The organism is Clostridioides sp. ZZV15-6388, from assembly GCF_020657755.1.
Lineage (GTDB): Bacteria > Bacillota > Clostridia > Peptostreptococcales > Peptostreptococcaceae > Clostridioides.
This window is the reverse complement of record NZ_JAGWCU010000047.1, coordinates 1-22,200: the sequence shown is the minus strand read 5'-3', so window position 1 is coordinate 22,200 and position 22,200 is coordinate 1. Positions and strand designations below refer to the sequence as shown.

Annotated in this window: 16 protein-coding genes, 1 tRNA gene, 1 rRNA gene and 1 other RNA gene; 2 read left to right on the top strand and 17 right to left on the bottom strand. The window is 28.3% G+C overall.

Annotated features, from left to right (window positions below; genetic code table 11):
- From tnpA to KGF48_RS18465, 7 genes are all read right to left on the bottom strand, one after another.
- Positions 1-228 (bottom strand): IS200/IS605 family transposase (tnpA, locus tag KGF48_RS18495; protein ID WP_227868429.1); only part of this gene is annotated, 228 nt, incomplete at its 3' end.
- 311 nt (positions 229-539) lie between these two features.
- On the bottom strand, positions 540-2,405 hold the full coding sequence (locus tag KGF48_RS20775; protein ID WP_227868428.1) for an HIRAN domain-containing protein: 1,866 nt from the start codon (positions 2,403-2,405) through the stop codon (positions 540-542).
- Between the two features lie 208 nt (positions 2,406-2,613).
- Positions 2,614-3,396, bottom strand: coding sequence for a shikimate kinase (locus tag KGF48_RS18485; RefSeq protein WP_227840868.1), 783 nt, complete (start codon positions 3,394-3,396; stop codon positions 2,614-2,616).
- Between the two features lie 63 nt (positions 3,397-3,459).
- Complete coding sequence (locus KGF48_RS18480) at positions 3,460-4,677, bottom strand: MFS transporter (protein ID WP_227840869.1); 1,218 nt, start codon at positions 4,675-4,677, stop codon at positions 3,460-3,462.
- Positions 4,678-4,895: 218 nt separating this feature from the next.
- Positions 4,896-5,759, bottom strand: a complete 864-nt coding sequence (gene aroE / locus KGF48_RS18475) for a shikimate dehydrogenase (protein ID WP_227840870.1) — start codon at positions 5,757-5,759, stop codon at positions 4,896-4,898.
- A gap of 84 nt (positions 5,760-5,843) precedes the next feature.
- The gene (locus KGF48_RS18470) at positions 5,844-7,766 is read right to left on the bottom strand and encodes an FAD-dependent oxidoreductase (protein WP_227840871.1); all 1,923 of its coding nucleotides are present in this window, start codon (positions 7,764-7,766) and stop codon (positions 5,844-5,846) included.
- A gap of 82 nt (positions 7,767-7,848) precedes the next feature.
- Positions 7,849-8,697 (bottom strand): sugar phosphate isomerase/epimerase family protein, encoded by an 849-nt coding sequence (locus tag KGF48_RS18465; RefSeq protein WP_227840872.1) that lies wholly within the window; start codon positions 8,695-8,697, stop codon positions 7,849-7,851.
- A gap of 413 nt (positions 8,698-9,110) precedes the next feature.
- Here KGF48_RS18465 and KGF48_RS18460 point away from each other — a divergent pair, with 413 nt between their 5' ends.
- Complete coding sequence (locus KGF48_RS18460; protein WP_227830341.1) at positions 9,111-9,992, top strand: LysR family transcriptional regulator; 882 nt, start codon at positions 9,111-9,113, stop codon at positions 9,990-9,992.
- A gap of 210 nt (positions 9,993-10,202) precedes the next feature.
- Here KGF48_RS18460 and KGF48_RS18455 read toward each other — a convergent pair whose 3' ends face one another.
- The 8 genes from KGF48_RS18455 to rnpB form a co-directional block, all read right to left on the bottom strand.
- Positions 10,203-11,012 (bottom strand): DUF3800 domain-containing protein, encoded by an 810-nt coding sequence (locus KGF48_RS18455; RefSeq protein WP_255642553.1) that lies wholly within the window; start codon positions 11,010-11,012, stop codon positions 10,203-10,205.
- Positions 11,013-11,223: 211 nt separating this feature from the next.
- Positions 11,224-13,158, bottom strand: coding sequence for a cell wall-binding repeat-containing protein (locus tag KGF48_RS18450; RefSeq protein ID WP_227840874.1), 1,935 nt, complete (start codon positions 13,156-13,158; stop codon positions 11,224-11,226).
- Between the two features lie 111 nt (positions 13,159-13,269).
- Positions 13,270-14,283 (bottom strand): UDP-glucose 4-epimerase GalE, encoded by a 1,014-nt coding sequence (gene galE / locus KGF48_RS18445; protein WP_227840875.1) that lies wholly within the window; start codon positions 14,281-14,283, stop codon positions 13,270-13,272.
- Positions 14,284-14,305: 22 nt separating this feature from the next.
- Entirely contained in the window at positions 14,306-15,181 is an 876-nt protein-coding gene (galU, locus tag KGF48_RS18440) for a UTP--glucose-1-phosphate uridylyltransferase GalU (RefSeq protein ID WP_269469197.1), read from the bottom strand.
- A gap of 193 nt (positions 15,182-15,374) precedes the next feature.
- On the bottom strand, positions 15,375-15,695 hold the full coding sequence (locus KGF48_RS18435) for a hypothetical protein (RefSeq protein ID WP_227432352.1): 321 nt from the start codon (positions 15,693-15,695) through the stop codon (positions 15,375-15,377).
- Positions 15,685-17,676: a hypothetical protein gene (locus tag KGF48_RS18430; protein ID WP_227843048.1), complete on the bottom strand. Its 1,992-nt coding sequence runs from the start codon at positions 17,674-17,676 to the stop codon at positions 15,685-15,687. The genes KGF48_RS18435 and KGF48_RS18430 overlap by 11 nt, the downstream gene beginning before the upstream one ends.
- A gap of 122 nt (positions 17,677-17,798) precedes the next feature.
- Positions 17,799-20,324: an SPOR domain-containing protein gene (locus KGF48_RS18425; RefSeq protein ID WP_227850893.1), complete on the bottom strand. Its 2,526-nt coding sequence runs from the start codon at positions 20,322-20,324 to the stop codon at positions 17,799-17,801.
- A gap of 276 nt (positions 20,325-20,600) precedes the next feature.
- Positions 20,601-20,935: RNase P RNA component class A (gene rnpB / locus KGF48_RS18420), an RNA gene on the bottom strand.
- 134 nt (positions 20,936-21,069) lie between these two features.
- On the opposite strand from rnpB, the gene srtB reads away from it, so the two are divergent.
- On the top strand, positions 21,070-21,753 hold the full coding sequence (gene srtB / locus KGF48_RS18415; protein WP_227830347.1) for a class B sortase: 684 nt from the start codon (positions 21,070-21,072) through the stop codon (positions 21,751-21,753).
- A 203-nt stretch (positions 21,754-21,956) separates the two neighbouring features.
- Here srtB and KGF48_RS18410 read toward each other — a convergent pair.
- Both KGF48_RS18410 and KGF48_RS18405 read right to left on the bottom strand, forming a co-directional pair.
- Positions 21,957-22,031, bottom strand: a tRNA-Thr gene (locus tag KGF48_RS18410).
- Positions 22,032-22,108: 77 nt separating this feature from the next.
- A 23S ribosomal RNA gene (locus KGF48_RS18405) occupies positions 22,109-22,200 on the bottom strand; the annotation flags it as partial.

Below are 22,200 nucleotides of genomic sequence, written 5' to 3'. Positions count from 1 at the left end.
TCTTCTACTTGATGCTGATTTATAAGCATTTAGCAGTTTAGATATCTCTGTATTTGGTTTTGCTTTGAATAACAAGTGCACATGGTCAATATCATGATTCCATTCTAGCAACTCCACTCCATAATTTGGGGAGATATCTACAAATATATCTTTTAGTCTATCTGATATAGAGCTATCTATTACTTTTCTTCTATATTTTATACACATAACTAAGTGATAGTGTAACAAGAATACTTAATGATTATTACTATCTAATTTCATTGTAATTACTTCCTTTCAGTTTTTACTACTGATTTTATAATACAATACATTTTTGAAAATCAAGTAAAATAAATAACCTATCGGTTAGGCTTACATCTTCTACGTCCTATGGCGAGGAAGAGGAATTTCGCCATTATAGGTTAAATTAAAATAACATTTGCGAATTTTAAATTAAATTCATTTATATGTTAATTGTATTTTAAATTTTTCCATATTTCAACCAAATAATATCAAATATATTGATTATAGTTTAAATTTTAAATAATTCGTAATATTATTTAGTTTACAATTTTTACCTTACCTCTATCTAATACCATTTTAAGAGAATTTTCAACAGTTTCAATAACATCTTTATAACTCAAATATATGTTTATATAAATATAATCTTCATCTAAATTGTATTCAGTTACTCTACAATACAAGAGTTTTCCTCCATCTAATAAATTACTCAAAATATAATTATCTTTTCTTGGAACATAACCTATTACATATCCAGTTTCTCCAACTATTCTGATAGCATTTTCATCATATAAATTATCTTTCTCTCTGTTTAGATAGTATATATTACTCTTCTCCAATTCCTTTTCCAGATATTCTCTATTTCTAAACCTTGAGCCAGCAACAGCTACTGAAGTCAAATAAATATCTTTACCATGCTCATTTACCTTCAGCTTTTTAGTATTTACAAATTCTTTTTTTAAATTATTACTTTCATATAATAATCGTCTTAACTCATCTTTTAATTTGATATTTTTTTCTTTTTCATAAGCTTCTTTAACTATTTGCATTTCTTTAAGAGAGAGTCTCTCTCTATACCTCTTTAAAATATTTATAGATTCTTTACGTACTTCATTTATGTTTCCAAAAATTCCTTTTAAAGATAGATTCTTTCCTTCAGGGTATAGTGATTTACTACCTTTAAGGACAATAAAAAATAACATATCATCGTAATATTCTTGTGTTAATTTATTTTTTTCTATGTCTTCCATTTTTCCAATTAACTCTTCTGTTTTAAATGTTTTTTCAAAAAAGTCTAATAACTTTAACTTACAATTTGCACTTCCCTTTTTAGATATATGCCAATACACCTCAAAATCTCGAATATCTTTACTTAAATATGGCAATAAATCATCAAAAGATAAACGTACATCATAAATTTCTGACATTTTTATCATATCTTCTGTCTTTCCATCGGCTTCATTTAATGCTTTAAAGAATACACTTTTCCACTTTTCACTGAGTAAAACATTATTCATTTCTTTCTTAAATTCAACTTTATCACAACTTACTTTATCATCTTCTAAAACACCTACTGCTATTAAAAAAATAGAATATAGACTATCAAAGCTAGTCCCATAGCTTGTTACAATTGGCAGAAATTGATTCACTAATTCCACCTTATTCCCTATATATTTAAATTCTACACTTAACAAATAATTACATATAAGATGTGCTAAGTTGTTTACCTTATCTTTATCTAAATCTCGTCTTTCAAGATATTCGCTTAAATCTACTGTAGAAATAATATAGTTCATTAGTAATCCTTCATATTTTTTATCTTTATATCCTTCTTCGATTAAATAAGAGGTTATTTTAGAATCTAGATTTTCTATATTGACAATGGCAAATACTTTTATTGAACCTGTAGATATTCTAGATAGATTAAACAAATAGGTATTGTAAAATTCAAGTTTTCTAATAGTATTACTTAAATAAAATATGTATTCTCCAGATTTAGAAAATGTATCAACTACTTCTCTTATATTGTCTACATCTAAATAATTTTCACTTAAAACAAGCCCAAGTTTTACATGCTCATCTTTTTCACTTGTATATATTAAATCCTTTGTTAGCTGATATAACCACTTTTCATCAATTATTCTCTCCTTTATTAGAGTATTTATCTTTTTCATAAAAATTTCAAAATAACAAATTAGAGACTTATGATTATACTCCTCTAACACGTCAATTTTATTAGATTCACTTCTATAAATATTTAAAATATTCTCCACCAAATTATTTGCAAGTTCTACTTGTTCTCTTAAAGGTATCTTTTCGTATATACATAAATAATTCATTTCAAATGACTCTTTATATCCATCATAATCCTTAATCTTTTGTAGTTGCTTAAAAATACTACCCACTAAATTATCCTCCTTTACATTATTATAATTTATATTGATTATACTACTTATTTTAGTGAATTTACATTTTTACACATAAAAAAATATTACTAGAAATTAAAATTTCCAGTAATACTAATTGTACAAATATTAAAGTTTCATCGCTTAACAATGATTTTGTTAAGTTAAAATTTATTTTTTTAAATACATACTCATTTTAAATTAGAATTTATTTATCAAGTTCCGTTAACTTTACAACTAGCTCTTCACAAATTTCTTTTATTGTTTTATTATCTGTATTTACAATAATATCTGCTGATGCCATATATTTCGCTTCTCGTCTTTTCATCAAATCAGATATAAATTCAACATTCATATTATTATTAAGTATTGGTCTTTCATCACTATGTTTAACACGTTGAAGAATAGTTTCTGGACTTGCTGTTAATAAAACAATTCTTCCACTTTTTTTCATATATTCTACGTTTTTATCTCTAAGTACGATTCCTCCCCCACAGGAAACAACTAGTCCTTCTCTTTGTTGAAAACTTATTAATGCTTGGCTTTCAAGATTTCTAAAATATTCTTCCCCTCGTTTTTCAAATATTTCAGAAATACTCATTCCTTGATGCTCAACTATATATGCATCTGTTTCTACTTGCTCCATTTCTAATAGATGACTCAAGTATGATGACACAGTACTTTTTCCGACTCCCATAAATCCAACAAGCATTATATTATAAGAGAATAAATTTTTAGCCTGTATTTTCTTACTATTTTTTACTATATATCTAAAAATATCTATAATTTCATTTTCAAACTTATGACCTTTTAGCTTCTCAATCAACGCTACTTCTTTTTTATTTTCATAGTCTGGCTGTAAAATGGGAATACCTTTTTCCTTTTTAATATCAATAATACCCTTTATACATTCCATTCTTTTCTCAAGTAAATCAATCAGCTCATCATCATATAAATCTATTTTTTCTCTTATTTTTTCTATATTTTCCATTGTGACACCTCTTCTTTCAGACATGTTAAAATTAAAAATACTTACAATTATATTATACTAATGTTACATATTATAATCATGTACTTTTTCTTTTTCATATCTCATGTTTACAAACAATGCAAGTAAAATTCCAACAAACGTTATAGCTACATTAAATAATACAACGTATTTTGGACCATTTACTCCACCAGATTTTGTAATAAATCCAGCTATATTTAAAATAACATAGTTAGCTATACTAGATGCAATCATAACTATAGATGTTATTTTTCCTTTATTAGTTGGAAACATTTCATTTGCTGTCGATGTAGTCAATTGAAGCACACCACCTGCTGCTGAATAACCTATTACAAATCCTCCTATCATACAGATAGTTGGAGTCTGAACAAAGTACACAATTAATAACATAATTGAAGCTATCACAGGATAGATAACAAGTATTCTTATTGGCTTAACATATTTTTTTATAAGTACAGAAGTTATTAACACTGCAAAGATTACTCCCATTGAATAAAAAGATTGAATTTTTGTAGGGTCAGACATACCATATAATTTACCTAATTCTTGATTACAATTTAGCCATAGTACAAATGTAGATGTACATGTAAATCCAATACAAACAAGAGCTATACTTGTTGGTGTAAACTTCATTTTTTCTGACTTGACAGCCTTTCCATTATTATCAATAACATTGTTAGCTGGAGGAAATGGCAATACAGCTATTAAAATTGCATCTATAATAATAAGAACAGCTGTTACTATAAAAATAACTTTAAATGATATTGAATTTGCTGCAACAAATCCAATTATAAAAGGAAGTAAAAATTGCGCTAAAGCTATTGTGAATTTAGTAAACATATTTGCTATTGTTCCTAGACTAGCAAATATCTCCATGCAAGAAGGTGTTACACAAGTATCTAAAAATGAGTTTGCTGCGCCTCCAATTATTGCAAATATATATGCTATGTAAAAATTTGGTGAAAATACAATTCCAACAAAGAAAATTGCATGTAGAAAATTACCTATAAGTCCACTTACCTTTCTTCCATATTTATCTGAAATAGGGCCTGCAAATGGATATGATATAAGTCTACCTAACCCTAATGCAGCAATAACAGCTAAAACAATACTCACATCAAGAGTTCCATCTGATAAAGTCTTAGCTCCCCACATAGATGCAAATTCTGGTTTATATTGTCCTAAAATTGAAATTCCAATACCAAGTAAAAAATATGAAAAATACAAAGCTATGGCAGTAGGATAGTATTTTTTATTATTCATAGTTATTCTCCTATTCTCGTTAATTTCTTAACATTTTTATATACAATAAACGAATTCCCATAATGGGTTTAAAGAATAGTTAAACTTTTACATTTAACTAGACCATCGATACAAAACCCACTATGACAATTTATAAAGTAATATCAAAACATTTTGTAAAGTAATATCAAAACATTGAGATACATATATTCTACATTATTAAAATATTATTTTTTCGTCTATTTAAAGTATAATTCTTTAATTTCTTCTACAGGCATTTCCAATCCAGTATATAGATTAAAAGCCTCAGCTCCTTGATATAATAACATTCCTAATCCACCAATAGCTTTACAACCATTAGCTTCAGCATCCTCAATCATTTTTGTTTTATTTGGATTATAAACAACATCTGTTACAACTAACTCTTTTCTTAATACACTAACATCTTTTATATTAGTTTCATTGTCATGAGGTTTCATCCCAATAAGCGTTGCATTTGTCAAAATATCACTTGATGATACTTCTTCATAAAGTTTTTCTGTGTCTGCTAAATCATATAAATTAACAATACATCCTGGTACTTCTTTCTTTATATTTTCAACTGTTTGTTCCGCTCTTTTATAAAAATCATCCTTAGCATTGAAAATAGATATTTCTCTTGCTCCATCTAATGCACATTGTACTTGTATAGCAGTTGCCGCACCACCAGCACCCATAATTGTAAGTTTTTTACCCTTTACTTCAACTCCATTTTCTTTTAAATTACGAACGTAACCCACACCATCTGTTATATGTCCAATTAACTTTCCATCTTCATTTACAATTGTATTGCATGCTCCAATTATACGAGCTGCTGGAGAAAGTTCATCCATATATTCTGTAACAGCAGTTTTACATGGCATTGTTACATTTGCTCCTTTTATGTTGAACGTCTTTATAGCTGAAAGTGCATCTTTTACCTTGTCCACAGTAATATCAAAAGCTAAGTATCTATAATCTAAGTCTAATTTTTCAAAACTATAATTATACATTAGTGGTGATTTAGAATGTCCCACTGGTGTACCTATTAATGCGAATAACCCTGTTCTACCTGAAATTTCCATAATTATTATATCCTCCCAATATCATTAATTTCTTTGCAAATAATCTATTTAATTATTTGCAAAGAAACATCTATTTAATTTCAACTATATATTTAATGCTACTTCAAAAGCTTCTTTTGTTGCATCCAATGCTCTACGAGCCTTTACTGCATCCCCAACAACATAAGTTTCATTCACAAATTTCTTTACTTCTTCGCTTAATGGGTCATAATTACGAGAACCCATAGCAAGCACTACTGAATCAAACCCTTTTAAATTATCTTCTGTTCCATCTGCAAGTGAATAGTCAACTCCATCGTTATAGAACTTAGCAACTTTAGCACCAGTAACAGTATGTATATTGTAACTTTTAAAATCATCCATAAGGAATTTACGATGTTCAGAAATTACATCTGCACCAACTTGTTCTCTTAATTCAATAACAGTAACATCATGTTCTTGTTCACCAAGGAATGCTGCCACTTCACAACCAACCATTCCACCACCAACAACAAGAACTTTCTTTCCACAAGATTCTTTTCCATCAAGAAGATCAACTGCATGTATTAATCCTGATTCATTAATTCCTGGTATAGGAAGTACAAGTGGAGTTGCACCAGTAGCTACAATAACTGCATCAGGTGATTTTTCTTTTATAAACTCTACTGTAACTTCTGTATTAGTGTATATTTTTACACCATATTGATTACATTTTGAAATATAACTACGAACTAAATTAGTGATATCTCCTTTACCTGGAGGATATGCAGCTAAACGCATTTGCCCACCAAGCATTTCAGATTTTTCAACTAGAGTTACCTTATGCCCTCTCTCAGCACATACCCATGCTGCAAGCATACCTCCAACACCACCACCAACAACAAGAACTTCTTTTGTAGTTTCAGCTGGTTTAAGTTCAGCTTCATGACCTAATATCGGATTTGCAAGACATGCTATAGGCTTACCTTGGAACATATTTGGTACACAACCTTGCAGACATGCAATACATGGTATCATTTCATCTAACTTACCATTTTTAGCTTTGTTAGGCATGCCTGGGTCAGCTAAACTTTGTCTACCAAATGCAACTAAATCACATCTGCCTTGACGAACCATCAATTCAGCAAATTGAGGCTCTGTATAGCGACCAACAGTTATTACTGGTATACTCACAGATTTTTTTATTTCTGTAACTAAATCTGCACTAAATCCAGCATGAAGAACTGTAGGAGCCCACATATATTCATCATGTATATGTATACTACGTGAAACATGAAGTCCATCTACTCCACAATCTTCTAAATAGGCTGCGATTACTGAACTATCATGTACATCAATTCCACCTAAAATATCATCTGTACTATTTATACGACATAGTATTGCTATAGAATCTCCTACCTTTTTACGTATATTTTCAATTATAAGACGAGGTAATCTCATTCTATTTTCAAAACATCCACCAAATTCATCTACACGTTTATTTGTTCTTGGTGATATAAAACTACTAACTAAATATCCATGAGCACAGTGAACTTCAACAGCATCCACACCAGCTTTTTTTGCACGTAACGCAGCATCTCCATAAGATTCTATAAGCTCATATATTTCTTCAGTTGTTATTGCCAATGGTGTATTACGTCCATTTGATGCAGGTATTGCAGAAGCAGCTTTTAAAGGATACCCTGCAATTTTTTCATTTCCTTCAGAACCAGCATGTTGTAATTGTATAGATACTTTTGAACCAGCATTATGACAGGCATCTATTACATTTTTGAAACTATCTATTGTACTATCATCATACAAACAAGGTTTACGAGGTCCTCCTTTAGCTTTCTTATCCACAACACTAGATTCTATAGTTATTAATCCAAAACCACCTAAGGCACGTTCAAGATAATAAGCCTTAGAAGTTTCACTTAAAGTACCATCTGTGTTTGCAAAATTATTTCCCATTGGAGGAACTACAAAACGGTTTGGAACTGTCATTGAACCAATTTTTATAGGTGTAAACATAGAACTAATCTTCATAAGGTTTTCCTTCCTTTCATGTTTTATATTTTTTTCTTATATTTTTATGCTTCATATACTTTAATATCGAACAACTCTATTTTTATTTTGGAGATACTTCTGGCCATGCTTTATCTAATACTTTTTTAGTTGCCTTAAATACAGTCTCAGCTGCAGTTGATAATCCTTTAGCTACTAAAGAATCAGATATTACTTCAACACCTATAACTTCTGGTGATATATTATGTTCTTTGATTATTTTTACAAAATCTTCTGTATTTCCATATCCTTCACCTGGAGCTACACGGTCATGTAGTGATTCATCTCTAAGTTTTTCATAAGGTGTCTCTAAAACATCACAAACTTGAATTGATACTATCTTTTCTGCTGGAACAGGTTCAAGGTCATCTACTGTTTGTTTTGCTCTAGCCCAGTGCCATGTATCTAATATAAGCATTGCATTTTCACGGTTACATCCTTTTACAACACGCCAAGCAGTAGCTAAATCTGGCACACCGCTGTATGGCATAAACTCAAGTCCTATAATAAGTTCTCCTGCTCTATCACATAATTCTCCCAATGCAGTTATAATTTGTTCTTCTGGTACCATTTCTAATAGACCACAATTTATATGTTTAACATTAAATAAACGAGCCATATGATAAACATTTTGCTCTTTTTCTTGTTGTGCTTCTGTTCTATCTTCTTTAGTTCCCCATTGAGTTATATATTCTACTTCTGTAACTTTCATATTATATTCATCAAGAATTGAAAGCATTTCTTCGTCTGTAACTCCAGCATTTTTTGCATCTACATAATTTTCAGCACGTAATCCAATACCATCAAATCCAGCTTCTTTTGCAATACGAACTCTGTCGCGAAATGAAACTTCTGTACCTAATGTATAAGAACTAATAGTAATTGGAATGTTAATATTTTTTTGATTATTCATAATTTAAATATGCCCCCTTTAATTTCTTTATAATTAATCTTTTTTTTGATTTTATTTTTTTATTTATTCTACTAGTAGTATCATTTTACTTTAAAAATAAAAATATTTTTTTGATTTATCTTTATCTAGATTTTATAAATTTATTGTATCATGAGACTTTGTTAATAACAAATTGATAATTTCCTATCAATTCATAGATTTTGTTTATAGATTTTATTGATAATATAATTTATTAATGTATTCCTTAGCTCTATCTATCTAAAATTTAAGACAAAAAACGATAAATTTTTTTAAAAGCTTTTATTATTACGCTGTAATCATATATAATAAAAATGTGAAAAACTTCTTTAAGGTCAACTTCTTTAAATACATACAAATAAAAAATACGATACTCATGAAAGGATGAACAAAAATTGAATTTATATCACTTACGCTATTTTGTTACATTGGCACATTTAGAGCACTATACAAAAGCAGCAGAAAATTTATCTATAACACAACCAAGTTTGAGCCATGCTATTTCTTTGTTAGAAAGTGAACTTGGAGTGTCTCTATTTGAAAAGGAAGGTAGAAATATAGTTTTAACTAAATATGGTAAAATATTTTTAAAAGATGTGGAAAAATCATTAGAAATCTTAGACTCAAGTGTAAAGTCACTAAAGATAACTGGTACTGGTGAAGGGCAAATTGACTTAGCTTTCCTTAGAACACTTGGTACAGACTTTATACCTGATATGGTTCATAGATTCTTAAAATCTAATCCTGATAAATCAATTGACTTTAAATTCCATACAGGTGTAACTACTGATATTATCCAAGGTCTTAAGGAAAGAAAATACGATATTGCTTTTTGCTCAAAACTTGAAAAAGAGAAGGGAATTGAATTTATACCTGTAGCCAAACAAGATTTAGTATTAATTGTACCATATAGCCACCCACTGGCTACAAAAGATACTATAGATTTAAAAGAAACAATACCTTATCCTCAAATAGTATTTAATCAAAGAAGTGGACTTAGATATATAATTGATGACATGTTTAAAAAAATAAATCAACAACCTAACATAGTTCATGAAGTAGAAGAAGACCAAGTAATTGCTGGATTAGTTGCAAAAAATTTCGGCATAGCTGTAGTCCCAAATATGTCTATGCTTAAGTTTACAAAAGTAAAAGTAATTCAAATCGTTTATCCAAGTTGGGAAAGAAATTTTTACCTAGCAGTTATAAAGGATAGATATTTACCACCTGCGATTAAAAATTTCAAAAACTTTGTCATTAAAAATGCTCAATTATAAAAATTAATAAAAGAGGTTATTTTTAAATAGTCTCTTTTTTAGTATTTCTTCCAAAATAAAAAAATCTATACTTCTAAAAGTATAGATTCTTAACTGACAGTCGGCATCCGAGTCCCAGCAATAATCGTTATATAACAGCAACTGTATTTCAATTCCTGAATAACTGAGTTACTTATATTATATCAATTTTCTAAAAATTTGTCAATCTATCTATCTCATTTTTTCAAGCCATGGTCCAACAGGCTCTATAATTGGAACTTCTTTAAAACCCCAATTTCTTATGTCATTTAAACTAGTTGGAGTGTATATTTTACTTCTTACAGATTTAAATATTTTATTTTTTTCCCCATATTGTATACATTTTGGATTTGCTTCTATTAATCCTCTTCTAGCTCTACTAAGAGGATTACATAGAATATCAGCTATTTCTAAACCCTCTTTGTAATCTACATCTTCCTTTTTTGCAATTATAAAACCTTTTACCTTATCTCTTAACTCTTCATCTATATCTAAATATATTGTTCCATTATTAAAAACATCAAAAAATGCCTTTTGTACTTTTAAATTTGAAACATCATCTCTTGATTCAATAACTATTCTTGCAGACTCTACACTTTCATTATTTACAAATGAATAGAAATTTTGAAGTACATGTATAAAAGCCACAACATAAGGTTCCTTTGAAGGTGCATAATATTTTTTTAATCTAGTCTTATCTACTGTTACTGATATTATGGTGCACTCTAGTTTAGATAGAAATAAAGGTAATTCATCATAAAATAACTTAATTTGTGAATCATCAAACCTTTCAAATGCTCTTGACTTTCTGGATATGTCAGTCAAGTGTATTCCTATATTACTAGTTCCAAAGCAATACTCTTTAAATGCATCCATCTCTTTCCTTAAACAGCAGACATAATCACCTTGACTCACTGCATATTTATATTCAAAAATTACTCCTGTTAATGTAAATGGGTCCTCATGATTTATATCAGCTCTCCCACTTTCATCAATAAACATTATATACTTCTTCTTTATAATTTCACTCACCCTCTTAACATATGATGATATCACCTATATTTATTTTATATGAGTTTTGAAAATATTCCAAGATTTTTAGATAACTTAAACTTAATTTTATAATAAAAAAATTGAGATATAAATAATCAAAGCTTTAGGCTGTTGAATTTTACATCTCAATTTCATTTTATACATTAGTTATATAGTTTTATTATTTTCCAAGAATATCTATTAATTTATCCATGCCTATATAAGATACTCCTCCTCCAATTTGATAAGGAGTTTCAACTCTTTTATTTGCAAATACTCTATTTTGTTCTGATGATAATCCTGAATTATTCATTAAAACTATTGGTGAGTGTAATTTTGCAGCTAATGGACCAGCTGATAAAGCATCTACTAAAGCATCTGATTTGCTAACTAATACAGATTGTAAATCAGTATCGCCATAGAATTTTTCTATAACTTTAGCATTGGTATCTAATCTGTCATTTCCATATATTCTATTTCCTGAAACATCTTCAGTAGTTATTTCATTCATCTTAGCTATTGCTGAATCATTGATTGCATTTGGTCCACCTATAAAATATGCATTTTCTAATTTTCTTTCTGTTAGCCATATATAAGATTCTTCTGTAATTCCATCTTTCTTAACTAATATTATAGGTTGTTTTTCTTCTCCAGCTTTAGAAGCTACAGATAGAGCATCTGCTTCTCCATTTCCAGAAACCATATAAGCTGTCTTTATTTCTTCTCTGTTTCCAAGTTCATTAGCTATTCTTATAGCAGTTTGATATCTATCTTGGCCTGATATTCTCTTTGTCTCTGCATTAAAAGTAATCTTTATTTCTTGCTCTAATTTAGAACTTATTGCATTTTCTCCACCTATTAAAATTACTGTTTTAGGTGCTAATGAATTCATTTCTGAAATAGTTTCAGTTGGTAATTTATCTGTATTAGTAAGTAATATTGTTGCGTTGTAACTACTTGCCAAAGGTGTTGCTGTTATTCCATCTGCTATTGCATTTCCATTTACTAATACAACAGTATCTGAACTATCAGCACTCCAATTTCCAACTTCACTTATTTTTTTAGCTGTATCAAATCTATTTGCTCCTATAACTGTGTTCCATGTAGGGTTTATTGTTCCATCTTCATTGAAAGTATAATCTTTTCCATCTATTTTTTGAGTTCCTGTTAACATTTTACCTTCTTTGTCTAAATAGTAAGATTTACCTTCTAATTGTTGCCATCCTGTTTGCATTACTCCTGTTTTATCAAAGTAATACTTATTACCATCTATTTCTTGCCATCCTACTACTGATAATCCATCATTTCCTAGATAGTATTTCTTGCCATCTTTTTCTTGCCATCCTGTTTGCATTACTCCATCTGAATTAAAGTAATAAGTTTTTCCATCAATTACCTTCCATCCAGATACTCTTACTCCATCAGTTCCTAAGTAATATTTTTTGTTATTAATTGTCTTCCATCCTGTTTGCATTACTCCTGAAGCATCAAAATAATACATTTTTCCATTTACTTTTAACCAACTATTTTTTTGGTATGTTCCATCAGATTTTACATAATACTTCTTACCATTTTCTGTTTTCCATCCTGTTTGGTTTAAGTTTATCTTATATTTTGCTGCTATTTTAGTATAACTGTCATTACTATAATCTATAATTACATCTGAACCTACTGGAACTTGGTCAAATAACCATCTAACCTCTTTATTATGCATTCTTATGCATCCACCAGAAATGTGTTTTCCAATAGAACTTTCATTGTTATTTCCATGTATCCCATATGTATCTCCATAAGTTCCTTTTAATGCTAATCCCATCCATCTATCTCCTAATGGATTTTTTGGACTTCCTCCAGGTATATTTCCTTTATAATATGGTCTATTTTTTATCTTGTTAACTACCTTTGTTTTCCCTGTTGGTGTCTCTGAACCTTTTTTCCCTGTTGCAACTTTAAATTCTTTTACAAGCTTGCTATTTACAAAATATCCTAGAGTATTTTTTCTTGAGTTTACTATAATTACATGTTTACTGGCTGCACTTGATTCTGGTACGCCACATGCAAATACTAAAACTAAAGTCATTGCTAGTACTAAATACTTTTTTAGACTTTTTTTCACTATAACTTCCCCCCTCTTTTAGAAACATAACTACACGCCTCTAATTATAACATAAAATTACCAATATCTTGTATTTACAAATTTGTTACATTTACCCCATTAATATTCATTTTATACCTCGTATCCATTTGGATTCATACTTTGCCATCTCCAAGAATCTTGACACATTTCTTCAAGTTCATATTTAGCTTTCCACCCAAGTTCTTTCTCTGCTTTTGATGAATCTGCGTAACACATTGCTACATCTCCAGCTCTTCTTCCAACAATTTTGTATGGTATCTCTTTTCCACTTGCTTTAGAAAATGCTTTAACTAAATCAAGAACACTATATCCTTTACCAGTTCCTAAATTATAAACAACAAGTCCTGGATTTTCTTCTAATTTTTGTAATGCCTTTACATGACCAGCAGCTAAATCTAATACATGTATATAATCTCTAACTCCAGTCCCATCATGAGTTGGATAATCATTTCCATACACACTTAGTTCTTTTAATTTACCTACTGCTATTTTTGTTATATAAGGCATTAAGTTACTTGGAATTCCATTTGGTTCTTCACCAATTCTTCCACTCTTATGAGCACCTACTGGGTTAAAATATCTTAAAAGTGCTATATCTAATGACTCATCTGCTTTTGATATATCCACTAACATCTGCTCTATCATAAGCTTCGTTCTTCCATATGGATTAGTTACAGAAAGTGGGAAATCTTCTAATATAGGACAAGTATGTGGATCTCCATATACGGTAGCTGATGAACTAAATACAAATTTCTTAACACCGTATTCTCTCATTAATTCAAATAAATTTAATGTACTTATTAGATTATTGCTATAATATTCAATTGGTTTTTCTACTGATTCTCCAACTGCTTTTAAAGCTGCAAAATGGATAATAGATTCAATATTATTTTCTTTAAATACAATGTGCATTTCATTTTTATTGGTTATATCAATATTATAAAACTTTACTTGTTTTCCAGATAGTTCGCTAATTCTATCAACTACTATTGAGTTGCTATTACTTAAATTGTCAACTATAACAACTTCATAACCTGATTCTAAAAGTTCTATTGCTGTATGGCTTCCTATATATCCTGCTCCTCCAGCTACTAAAACCGCCATAGTAATTACCTCTTTTCTAAATTTATTTTTCGCTTACTTTTTTTCTCATATAATCCATTAAATCATCTTTTAGATTTTCTCTTTTTAGAGCAAAATCTATTGTCGCCTCTAAAAATCCAATCTTATCTCCCACATCATACCTTCTTCCTTCAAAGTTATAAGCATAAATAGCTTCTTGTTTTCCAAGAGTTTGAAGTGCATCTGTTAACTGTATTTCTCCACCCTTTCCAGGTGTTTGTTTCTCTAATATATCAAATATTGCAGGAGTTATTATATATCTTCCAAGTATGGCTATGTCTGATGGTGCTTCTTCAATTGCAGGCTTTTCAACCATATCTTTAACTTTGTAAACTCTATCTTCTATATGTTTTATATCCAATATTCCATATTTGTTTGTATCTTCTTTAGCTATCTTTTGAACACCTAGTACAGTTGTTTTATATTCATTATAAGTATCTATTAATTGCTTTAGACAAGGCACATCTGAGTCTACTATATCATCACCTAATAATACAGCAAAAGGTTCATCACCTATAAAACTTTTTGCACAGTAAATTGCATGTCCAAGACCTTTTGGCTCCTTTTGTCTTATATAGTGAATATTTACCATATTTGATATATCTCTTACCATTTCTAGCATTTCTGTCTTACCTTTTTGTTCTAATTCTAACTCTAATTCAACTGATTTATCAAAATGGTCTTCTATAGATTTTTTATTTCTACCTGTTATTATAAGAATTTCTTCAATTCCTGAGTCTATAGCTTCTTCTATTATATACTGTAAAGTTGGTTTATCTACTATAGGAAGCATTTCTTTGGGCTGTGATTTTGTTGCTGGTAAAAATCTAGTTCCTAGCCCTGCTGCTGGTATTATCGCTTTTTTTACTGTCATCTGCATTTTTTCACCCTTCTTCGTAAATTTTCTCTTGTACCAAATTAATATACCATATTTATACTTTTTCTTCAAACTCTATATTATCCCAATTCTTAACATTACAAGAACATAAAGGTAGATGAAATTTCATCTACCTTTAGTTTTTATAAGTTAATATATTATATTGTCTATATTATACCTAAAACTCACATAGGTACTAAATTTCATCTAAAATGCCCTTTATATCACTATCTATATCATCATCCAAATATGAATCTAAATCTTCTAAATCCACTTCTAATTCTTGATATGTCATGTCAACACTTACATCTTCATCTATATCCATTTCTGATATTAATTCTCCTAAGATGCTATTTCCATCAGTATCTAAATCTCCATCTATATCCTCACTTATATAGTTTTCATTTAAGACTTCATCTAAATCAATCTCATAATAAACTTCATTATTTTTTTCATCACTTGAATTTAGTCCTAAAAATTCATAATTAAAATTCCATACATTGTATTTACTTGACATACTTCATTCCTCCTGTGAAAAACATATTTTCATCTAGCTTATTGGCTCCATAATCAACAGAATTATATATTTTTTCAATTATGTCTTTTCTTCTTTCATTTGTATTATTATTTAATGTCAATTGTCTAAATACATATGTATTTGTTATTCTCTCGAATAATACTTCTTTTATACTATCATCATTAATATTTTTATAGTTTTTCCATAAGACTTCAAATAACTTAAACATCTCTCTACTAGTTTCATCCACATAGTAAGGATACATATTTTCTACTAAATGATTTAATCTTGATATAGCTTGTTTTAAAAATACATCCAAGTTTGCACTTTCACTTTCCTTTAACATCCTATAATTGTATCGCTTCTTATCTTCACCTGATATTACAAATATAATATTATCTAAACTTTTTTCAACTCCATCTAAATAACTACTTATATTGTATGATAAATCAAAGAATAAATTTTTAATCTGTCTAAATACTTGTACATCAAGTTTTGCATTATACTTTTCAAATAACTCTATCTCTTGATTTTCTAATATTCTTGGAGTATAAGCTGATATTAAGTCTAAATTATTTCTCTGTTCTTGTATCTGATTATAAAGTGCATTTATGACTTCTATTCTTATTTCATCATTCAATTCTCTTTCTAATACTTTATCAAATTCAGATTTCATGTAATAGATATTTCCAAAGAAATTAAATATTATCATATCATTCATAGCTTTAGACCAATTTTTATATAAAATCTCAACAGAAACGTCTTTAAGTAGTGGTTTTTTTGCATATATAAATACATCTTGCATAAGTTTTTGAACCATACTTCTACTTAAATTTAAAATTATTTTTTGATTATTAAATTTTATTTCTGTTTCTACAAAATTAGAATTTCTACTTTCAATTTCTCTATTAATTACAATATCTTTGACATCACTATTTTTTATAGATATAATTTCTTTTTGGAAAGATTTCAGTATCGTTAAACTATTAAAATCTTCTTGGATAAAAAATGGAGCATGCTTTAATGTATATCCTACTATTTCATTTTCTATGTCTTTTAAATCCTCTATTTGCATAGCTTCTTTATTTTTATCATTTATGTGCAAGTTAAATACATTTTTATTATCATATAATATAATGTCTTCTCCTAAAATTAACTTTGAACAATTATCTTTTGTTGACTTAACAATAGTTTTTTTAGACTTCTTATTTATAAAAATAAGTTGATCCTGATATTTTACTAAAAGCATATTTGTGTTTTTATAATCAAATCCATCTATATTTCCTGATATTTTACAGAATACTATATCACAATCTTTAGGAAGATTTCCTATTTTCTTATTATTTTTAACTCTCTCACTTAAATCGGCTGGAACTATATTTTCTATATTATTATTAAATATAGAAACAGACCTTACTATAAGACCTTCTCTTTCCATATGAAAATAACCCTTTAGAGAAACTTTCTTATCTTCTAAAATATATCTTTCTATATCATCAAAGTTTATTTCAAATCTATTTTTTCCACTGATAAATATAAACTTTTCGTTATCTTTATTAATTCCACCCATATAAAATTTATTATCATCTAAACTCAAGATAGTCATGTTGTCTTTTAAATAAAATATAAATTCTCTTTGGCTCTTACAGATTAAATCATATTCATCTAGAGTTATTTTCATAGTTAAACTTGCTGTAACATTCTTACTTGAATTCTCACTTTTTATATAAAAAGGCAAGTTATCTCCATAAATAATTATTTGAGAACCTTCTAAAACTGCTTCTAACTTTTTTTTATTATCTGAAAAACTATATATATATTTTACCCCTGATTCATCATTAACTTCATCTGCTTTGCTGATTATAATATTACCTAAATTTGTTATATGAAGTTTTTTAGATTCTTTTGAATATCTACTGATACCACTAAGCTCAAATCCGTCTGAAAGCTCATATATAATTTTTTCTCCTAATTTCAACATACCTTCACCGCCTAAACAAAATTATAATTATTTTCTAAAGATGGACAAAATGCCTCAAAATAAATAATATTTTTTAATACTTTTTATTTTGAGACATAATTTGTCCTTATTTTATAAATATCCTAAGCACCTTCAACTATTTCTTCATAAAGTTTATCTAAATGTTTAACATATTCACGATATCCAGATTTATTTCTTAACTCACTTCTTAAATCTTCATATTTTTGTCTAAGTTCTTCAGCACTTAATGAAGGAGCTGATTCTTTCAAATCTTCTAATTTATAATCATAGTACTTATCATACATCGCTATATATGTATCAATAGATTTCTTAGCTAATTCATTACATTTTTCTTGTGCTTCTCCATATTCAGAATAATCACCTATCTTCACTTTATAATATCCATTCTCTTGAACTATTGTTGAAGAAATACCTTTAGCTTCATATTCTTTTGCTGTTTCTTTTGCTGTTGCTTCAACTTTAAGTGAACCTGCATAGACAGTATAATATACACCTTTACCATCTTTATATGCTTCCATTTCTTTTGCTTTCTTTTCAGCTTTTTCTTTTTCTTCCGCTTTTGCCTTTTCTTCTGCTTCTTTCTTTTCTTTTTCAGCTTTTGCTTTCTTTTCTTCTTCTGTTTGTTTGTTGTTAGCCTGTTGCTGAGTTGATGCCTTTGGAGGTGTATTGTCTTTATCATTTTTCTTGTTATTGCCTACTGTTATAAAGTATCCTACACCAACAATTGCCACTATAACGATAGCTATAATAGTCTCTTTTAATCTGCTTTTTTTAGAACCAACCTCTTCATCATCTATAAAATCTTCTTCATTTGATTCATAATTTTTTATTTCTGTTTTCTTTTCCTTAGAATTAGACTTAGGAGAATGTTTGGATTTTTTACTATTTTTTTCTTTCTTGTTAATAGGTATTACTACTGACTTTTCACTTTCTACCTTTTTTTCTTCTGCTTCTTTTGATATTTCATCACCTAATCCCTTACTTTCTTTTTCAGATTTAGGCTCATTACTTGCTGATAGTTTTTTATCTAACTCATTATTATTTATTGGTTTTTCTATTTTTATATTGCGCTCTTCTTCTAAACTTTGGTTTACTTCTTCTAAGTTTTCTATATTGTCCTTAATAGATTCATTAGGTTCATCTGTAACTGCATCAGAAGTATTACCTAGGCTAATTTCTTCTTTTTCAGTTACTTCTACTACCTCCTCTTTTTTGCTTTCTTTTTTCATAAATCCAAATAATTTATCTTTTTTTCTACTCTTTTTATTTTCTGATTCAATTATCTCTTCTTCATTTACATCATGCTCTTTTTCAATATTCTCTTTATTTTCTAGAACATTCTCTATATTGTCATTCTTATTAATTACGTCTTCTTTAGCATCTTCCTCTTTAGTATCTTCTTCTATAGAAATGCTACTTCTAAAGCAAACATCTTTATCTGCATTTTTTATCATATAAATATATTCTTCAATATCAATGTCTTTATTTTTTCTAGTTCTCTTTGATACAATATCGTGATTTTCTAATTCAGAAGATTTATCTTTTAGAACAACGTGTGCTTCTTCCCAAACATCTTCACTAATTTCTGTTTTATTTTTAATTACATAATCTATGAATTCCTTAAAATTTTCAGCACCAAATTCTCCAATTATAGTTAGTCTCATCGCACCTTCTATAAGATCTCTATTTCTTCTCTTCAAAAATTCTAATGCAACTGTTGCACAAACAAAGTCTTTAATAACTTCTCTACCAAAACCATAGCCTTCAACATAAGGAAGTTCTTCTAACCCACATAATTTTTTATATTCATTATATACAGTTTGAGATATACTTTCATCATTTAAACTATTTAGTTTATCCATAAACTTTGCTTCTACATCATTTATCTGTGGTTCTTTTCCTAATTCTGACTTTTTAACTGAATTTAATAAAACATCATTTTCTGAATTATCTTTACCTAATTGTAAATCCTCAATTTCTGTTGCTTTTATATCTTCACTACTTTGTTCAGAACTTTCTTCTATATTTTTAGGTACTACCTCTTTGCTACTAGCTAATATCTTATTTACACAGAATATTATTTCTCTTTTTAGTTCTCTTTTAGCATCAGCTTGATTCTTAAGAAATAAACTTGCACAATCTTTCTTTTCTAAGCTTATCTTTCTAAGTGTTATATTAAGAAGGTCTTTATATAGATTTAGAACCTTATAATCCTTTTCTAAACGTCTTCGCCTCTCTGATAGGTCCATTTTATCATAAGCTAAAAAACTACTTAAATCGTTGGCTTTTAGACAGTCTAAACCATCCTTCATTGCCTTATTTACATACTTTCTACATTTAGCTGTAGTCAATTCTAAGTCTTTCTCTAATTCATCTATTTCAGGTATGTATTTATCTACTATCCATTTCCCGATAAGTGGTTCTGTATTTCTTGCTAATGTTTTATAAAACAATATATTAAATTTTAAAAGCTCAGCATATTTTGCTTCGTTGAATTCTACTTTTTCAAATTTCTTTTCTAAAACACCTTCTAATTTTTCATTTATCTTAGACTCTTGTTTTAAAAAACTTGCTGTGACATTTAAAACAGTATTTCTTATTATATTATTTTCACTCAAAACCTTCACTCCTTAAATCAATTATTTTATTGTGATATTTACATTATGTAAAATTACTAATTTGATTATGATATTTTAATAATTAGTTACTAAATTTACTACATCTTATATAATATCATATTATTTACATCATTTTACTTTTTCTTTTTATATCTATCTTATATTATACCATTTTTAATATCTGTACTAACTTATATTACAATATTCCACAAAATTTTGAAAGTAAATTAGACAAATTTGCAAATAAAAAAACATCAGTTTAAACTGATGTTTTACCTATCGAAAAAATTAAGCAAGTCTATAAGCGGAGTTCTGTATTAGATAATCATCTTTCTAGGCTTATTGTCACCAATAAGCTCAAGCGACCTACCTACCGGAGAGTACGAGCAGCACTCTTTATTCCTATCTTGGTCTTGCTCCAGGTGGGGTTTACATAGCCAACTAGTCGCCTAGCTGCTGGTGAGCTCTTACCTCGCCTTTCCATCCTTACCACATAAGTGGCGGTTTATTTCTGTTGCACTATCCTTAGGATTGCTCCCACTAGGTGTTACCTAGCACCCTGCTCTATGGAGCTCCGACTTTCCTCATGTAAAATTACATGCGATTATCTGGCTTACTTAATATTCATTTTACTTAGCTATATTATCATAAATCCTTAAGTATGTCAAAGTAATATTATACTAAAAATTTAAATTTCTTCAAAAATAGTGTAATATAGGTATATAAACTATTATTTATGATTTGAGGTGGAATATTGAAAAAATTATATAGGGTAATAATTAATATTATACTAATATTAGTAATAATCTACAGTGGATTTAATATATACTTAAAACTTAACAAATACAACTATGATACTAAAACATCTGCTCAACTTCAGAAAAAAGAAAATAAAAAAGAAGACTTATCAAAAATAAACAGAGATTTTAAATTTTGGCTTTCTGTTGATAATACAAACATAAATTATCCAGTTGTACAATCTAAAGATAATTCTTATTATCTTGACAAAAACTTTTATGGTAAAGAATCTATCTCAGGTACATTATTCATGGATTATAGAAATAAATCTCTGGATGACCAAAATGTTATAGTATATGGACATAATATGAAAAACAAAACAATGTTTAATAATCTAAATAAGTTTAAAGATGATGATTTCTTTAAAGAAAATAATAGAATAAAAATCACTATGGATGGAAAAGAATTATTATATGAAGTATTTTCTGCCTATATTGTAGAATCTGATTATGATTATCTAAAAACAAGCTTTAATAGTGAATCAGACTATCAAAAATACATAGATGCTATTACTTCCAAATCATTACATAAATCAAATATTAAAGTAAATAGCAAAGATAAGATAGTTACACTTTCTACATGCACTTATGAATTTGATGATGCTAGAATGGTAATCCATGGTAAGTTAGTTTCAAATTAAATATACATATCTTTCTACCAATTCTTACACAAATAATCAAAATTTTGCGTTAAGGTATTCACATACAGATTAAAATAATTATTTTAATCTGTATAGCTATTTCTTACTTAAATTTATCAACTTCTTGTCTATTTCTATAAACTATATAAAAGAATAAATATATTACACAATAAAAAAGACTATGTTTTTAACATAGTCTTCACTGGAGCTGGTGATAGGAATCGAACCTACAACCTGCTGATTACAAGTCAGCTGCTCTACCGTTGAGCCACACCAGCACACTTATCCTATTATGAGTTAAATTAACACTCTAAAAACTGCATATATATTTTAATTAATGAACATCAAATAAATATTGGTCAAGTCCTCGACCTATTAGTATCGATAAGCTAAATACATTGCTGCACTTACACCTTCGACCTATCAACCAGATAGTCTTTCTGGGGT

Coding starts and splice junctions, on each gene's coding strand:
- KGF48_RS18485 (WP_227840868.1), bottom strand. CDS start 3,396: ATGGAAAATATAGAAAAAATAAGAGAAAAAATAGATTTATATGATGAT.
- KGF48_RS18480 (WP_227840869.1), bottom strand. CDS start 4,677: ATGAATAATAAAAAATACTATCCTACTGCCATAGCTTTGTATTTTTCA.
- aroE (WP_227840870.1), bottom strand. CDS start 5,759: ATGGAAATTTCAGGTAGAACAGGGTTATTCGCATTAATAGGTACACCA.
- KGF48_RS18470 (WP_227840871.1), bottom strand. CDS start 7,766: ATGAAGATTAGTTCTATGTTTACACCTATAAAAATTGGTTCAATGACA.
- KGF48_RS18465 (WP_227840872.1), bottom strand. CDS start 8,697: ATGAATAATCAAAAAAATATTAACATTCCAATTACTATTAGTTCTTAT.
- KGF48_RS18455 (WP_255642553.1), bottom strand. CDS start 11,012: ATGTTTATTGATGAAAGTGGGAGAGCTGATATAAATCATGAGGACCCA.
- galE (WP_227840875.1), bottom strand. CDS start 14,283: ATGGCGGTTTTAGTAGCTGGAGGAGCAGGATATATAGGAAGCCATACA.
- galU (WP_269469197.1), bottom strand. CDS start 15,181: ATGCAGATGACAGTAAAAAAAGCGATAATACCAGCAGCAGGGCTAGGA.
- KGF48_RS18435 (WP_227432352.1), bottom strand. CDS start 15,695: ATGTCAAGTAAATACAATGTATGGAATTTTAATTATGAATTTTTAGGA.
- KGF48_RS18430 (WP_227843048.1), bottom strand. CDS start 17,676: ATGTTGAAATTAGGAGAAAAAATTATATATGAGCTTTCAGACGGATTT.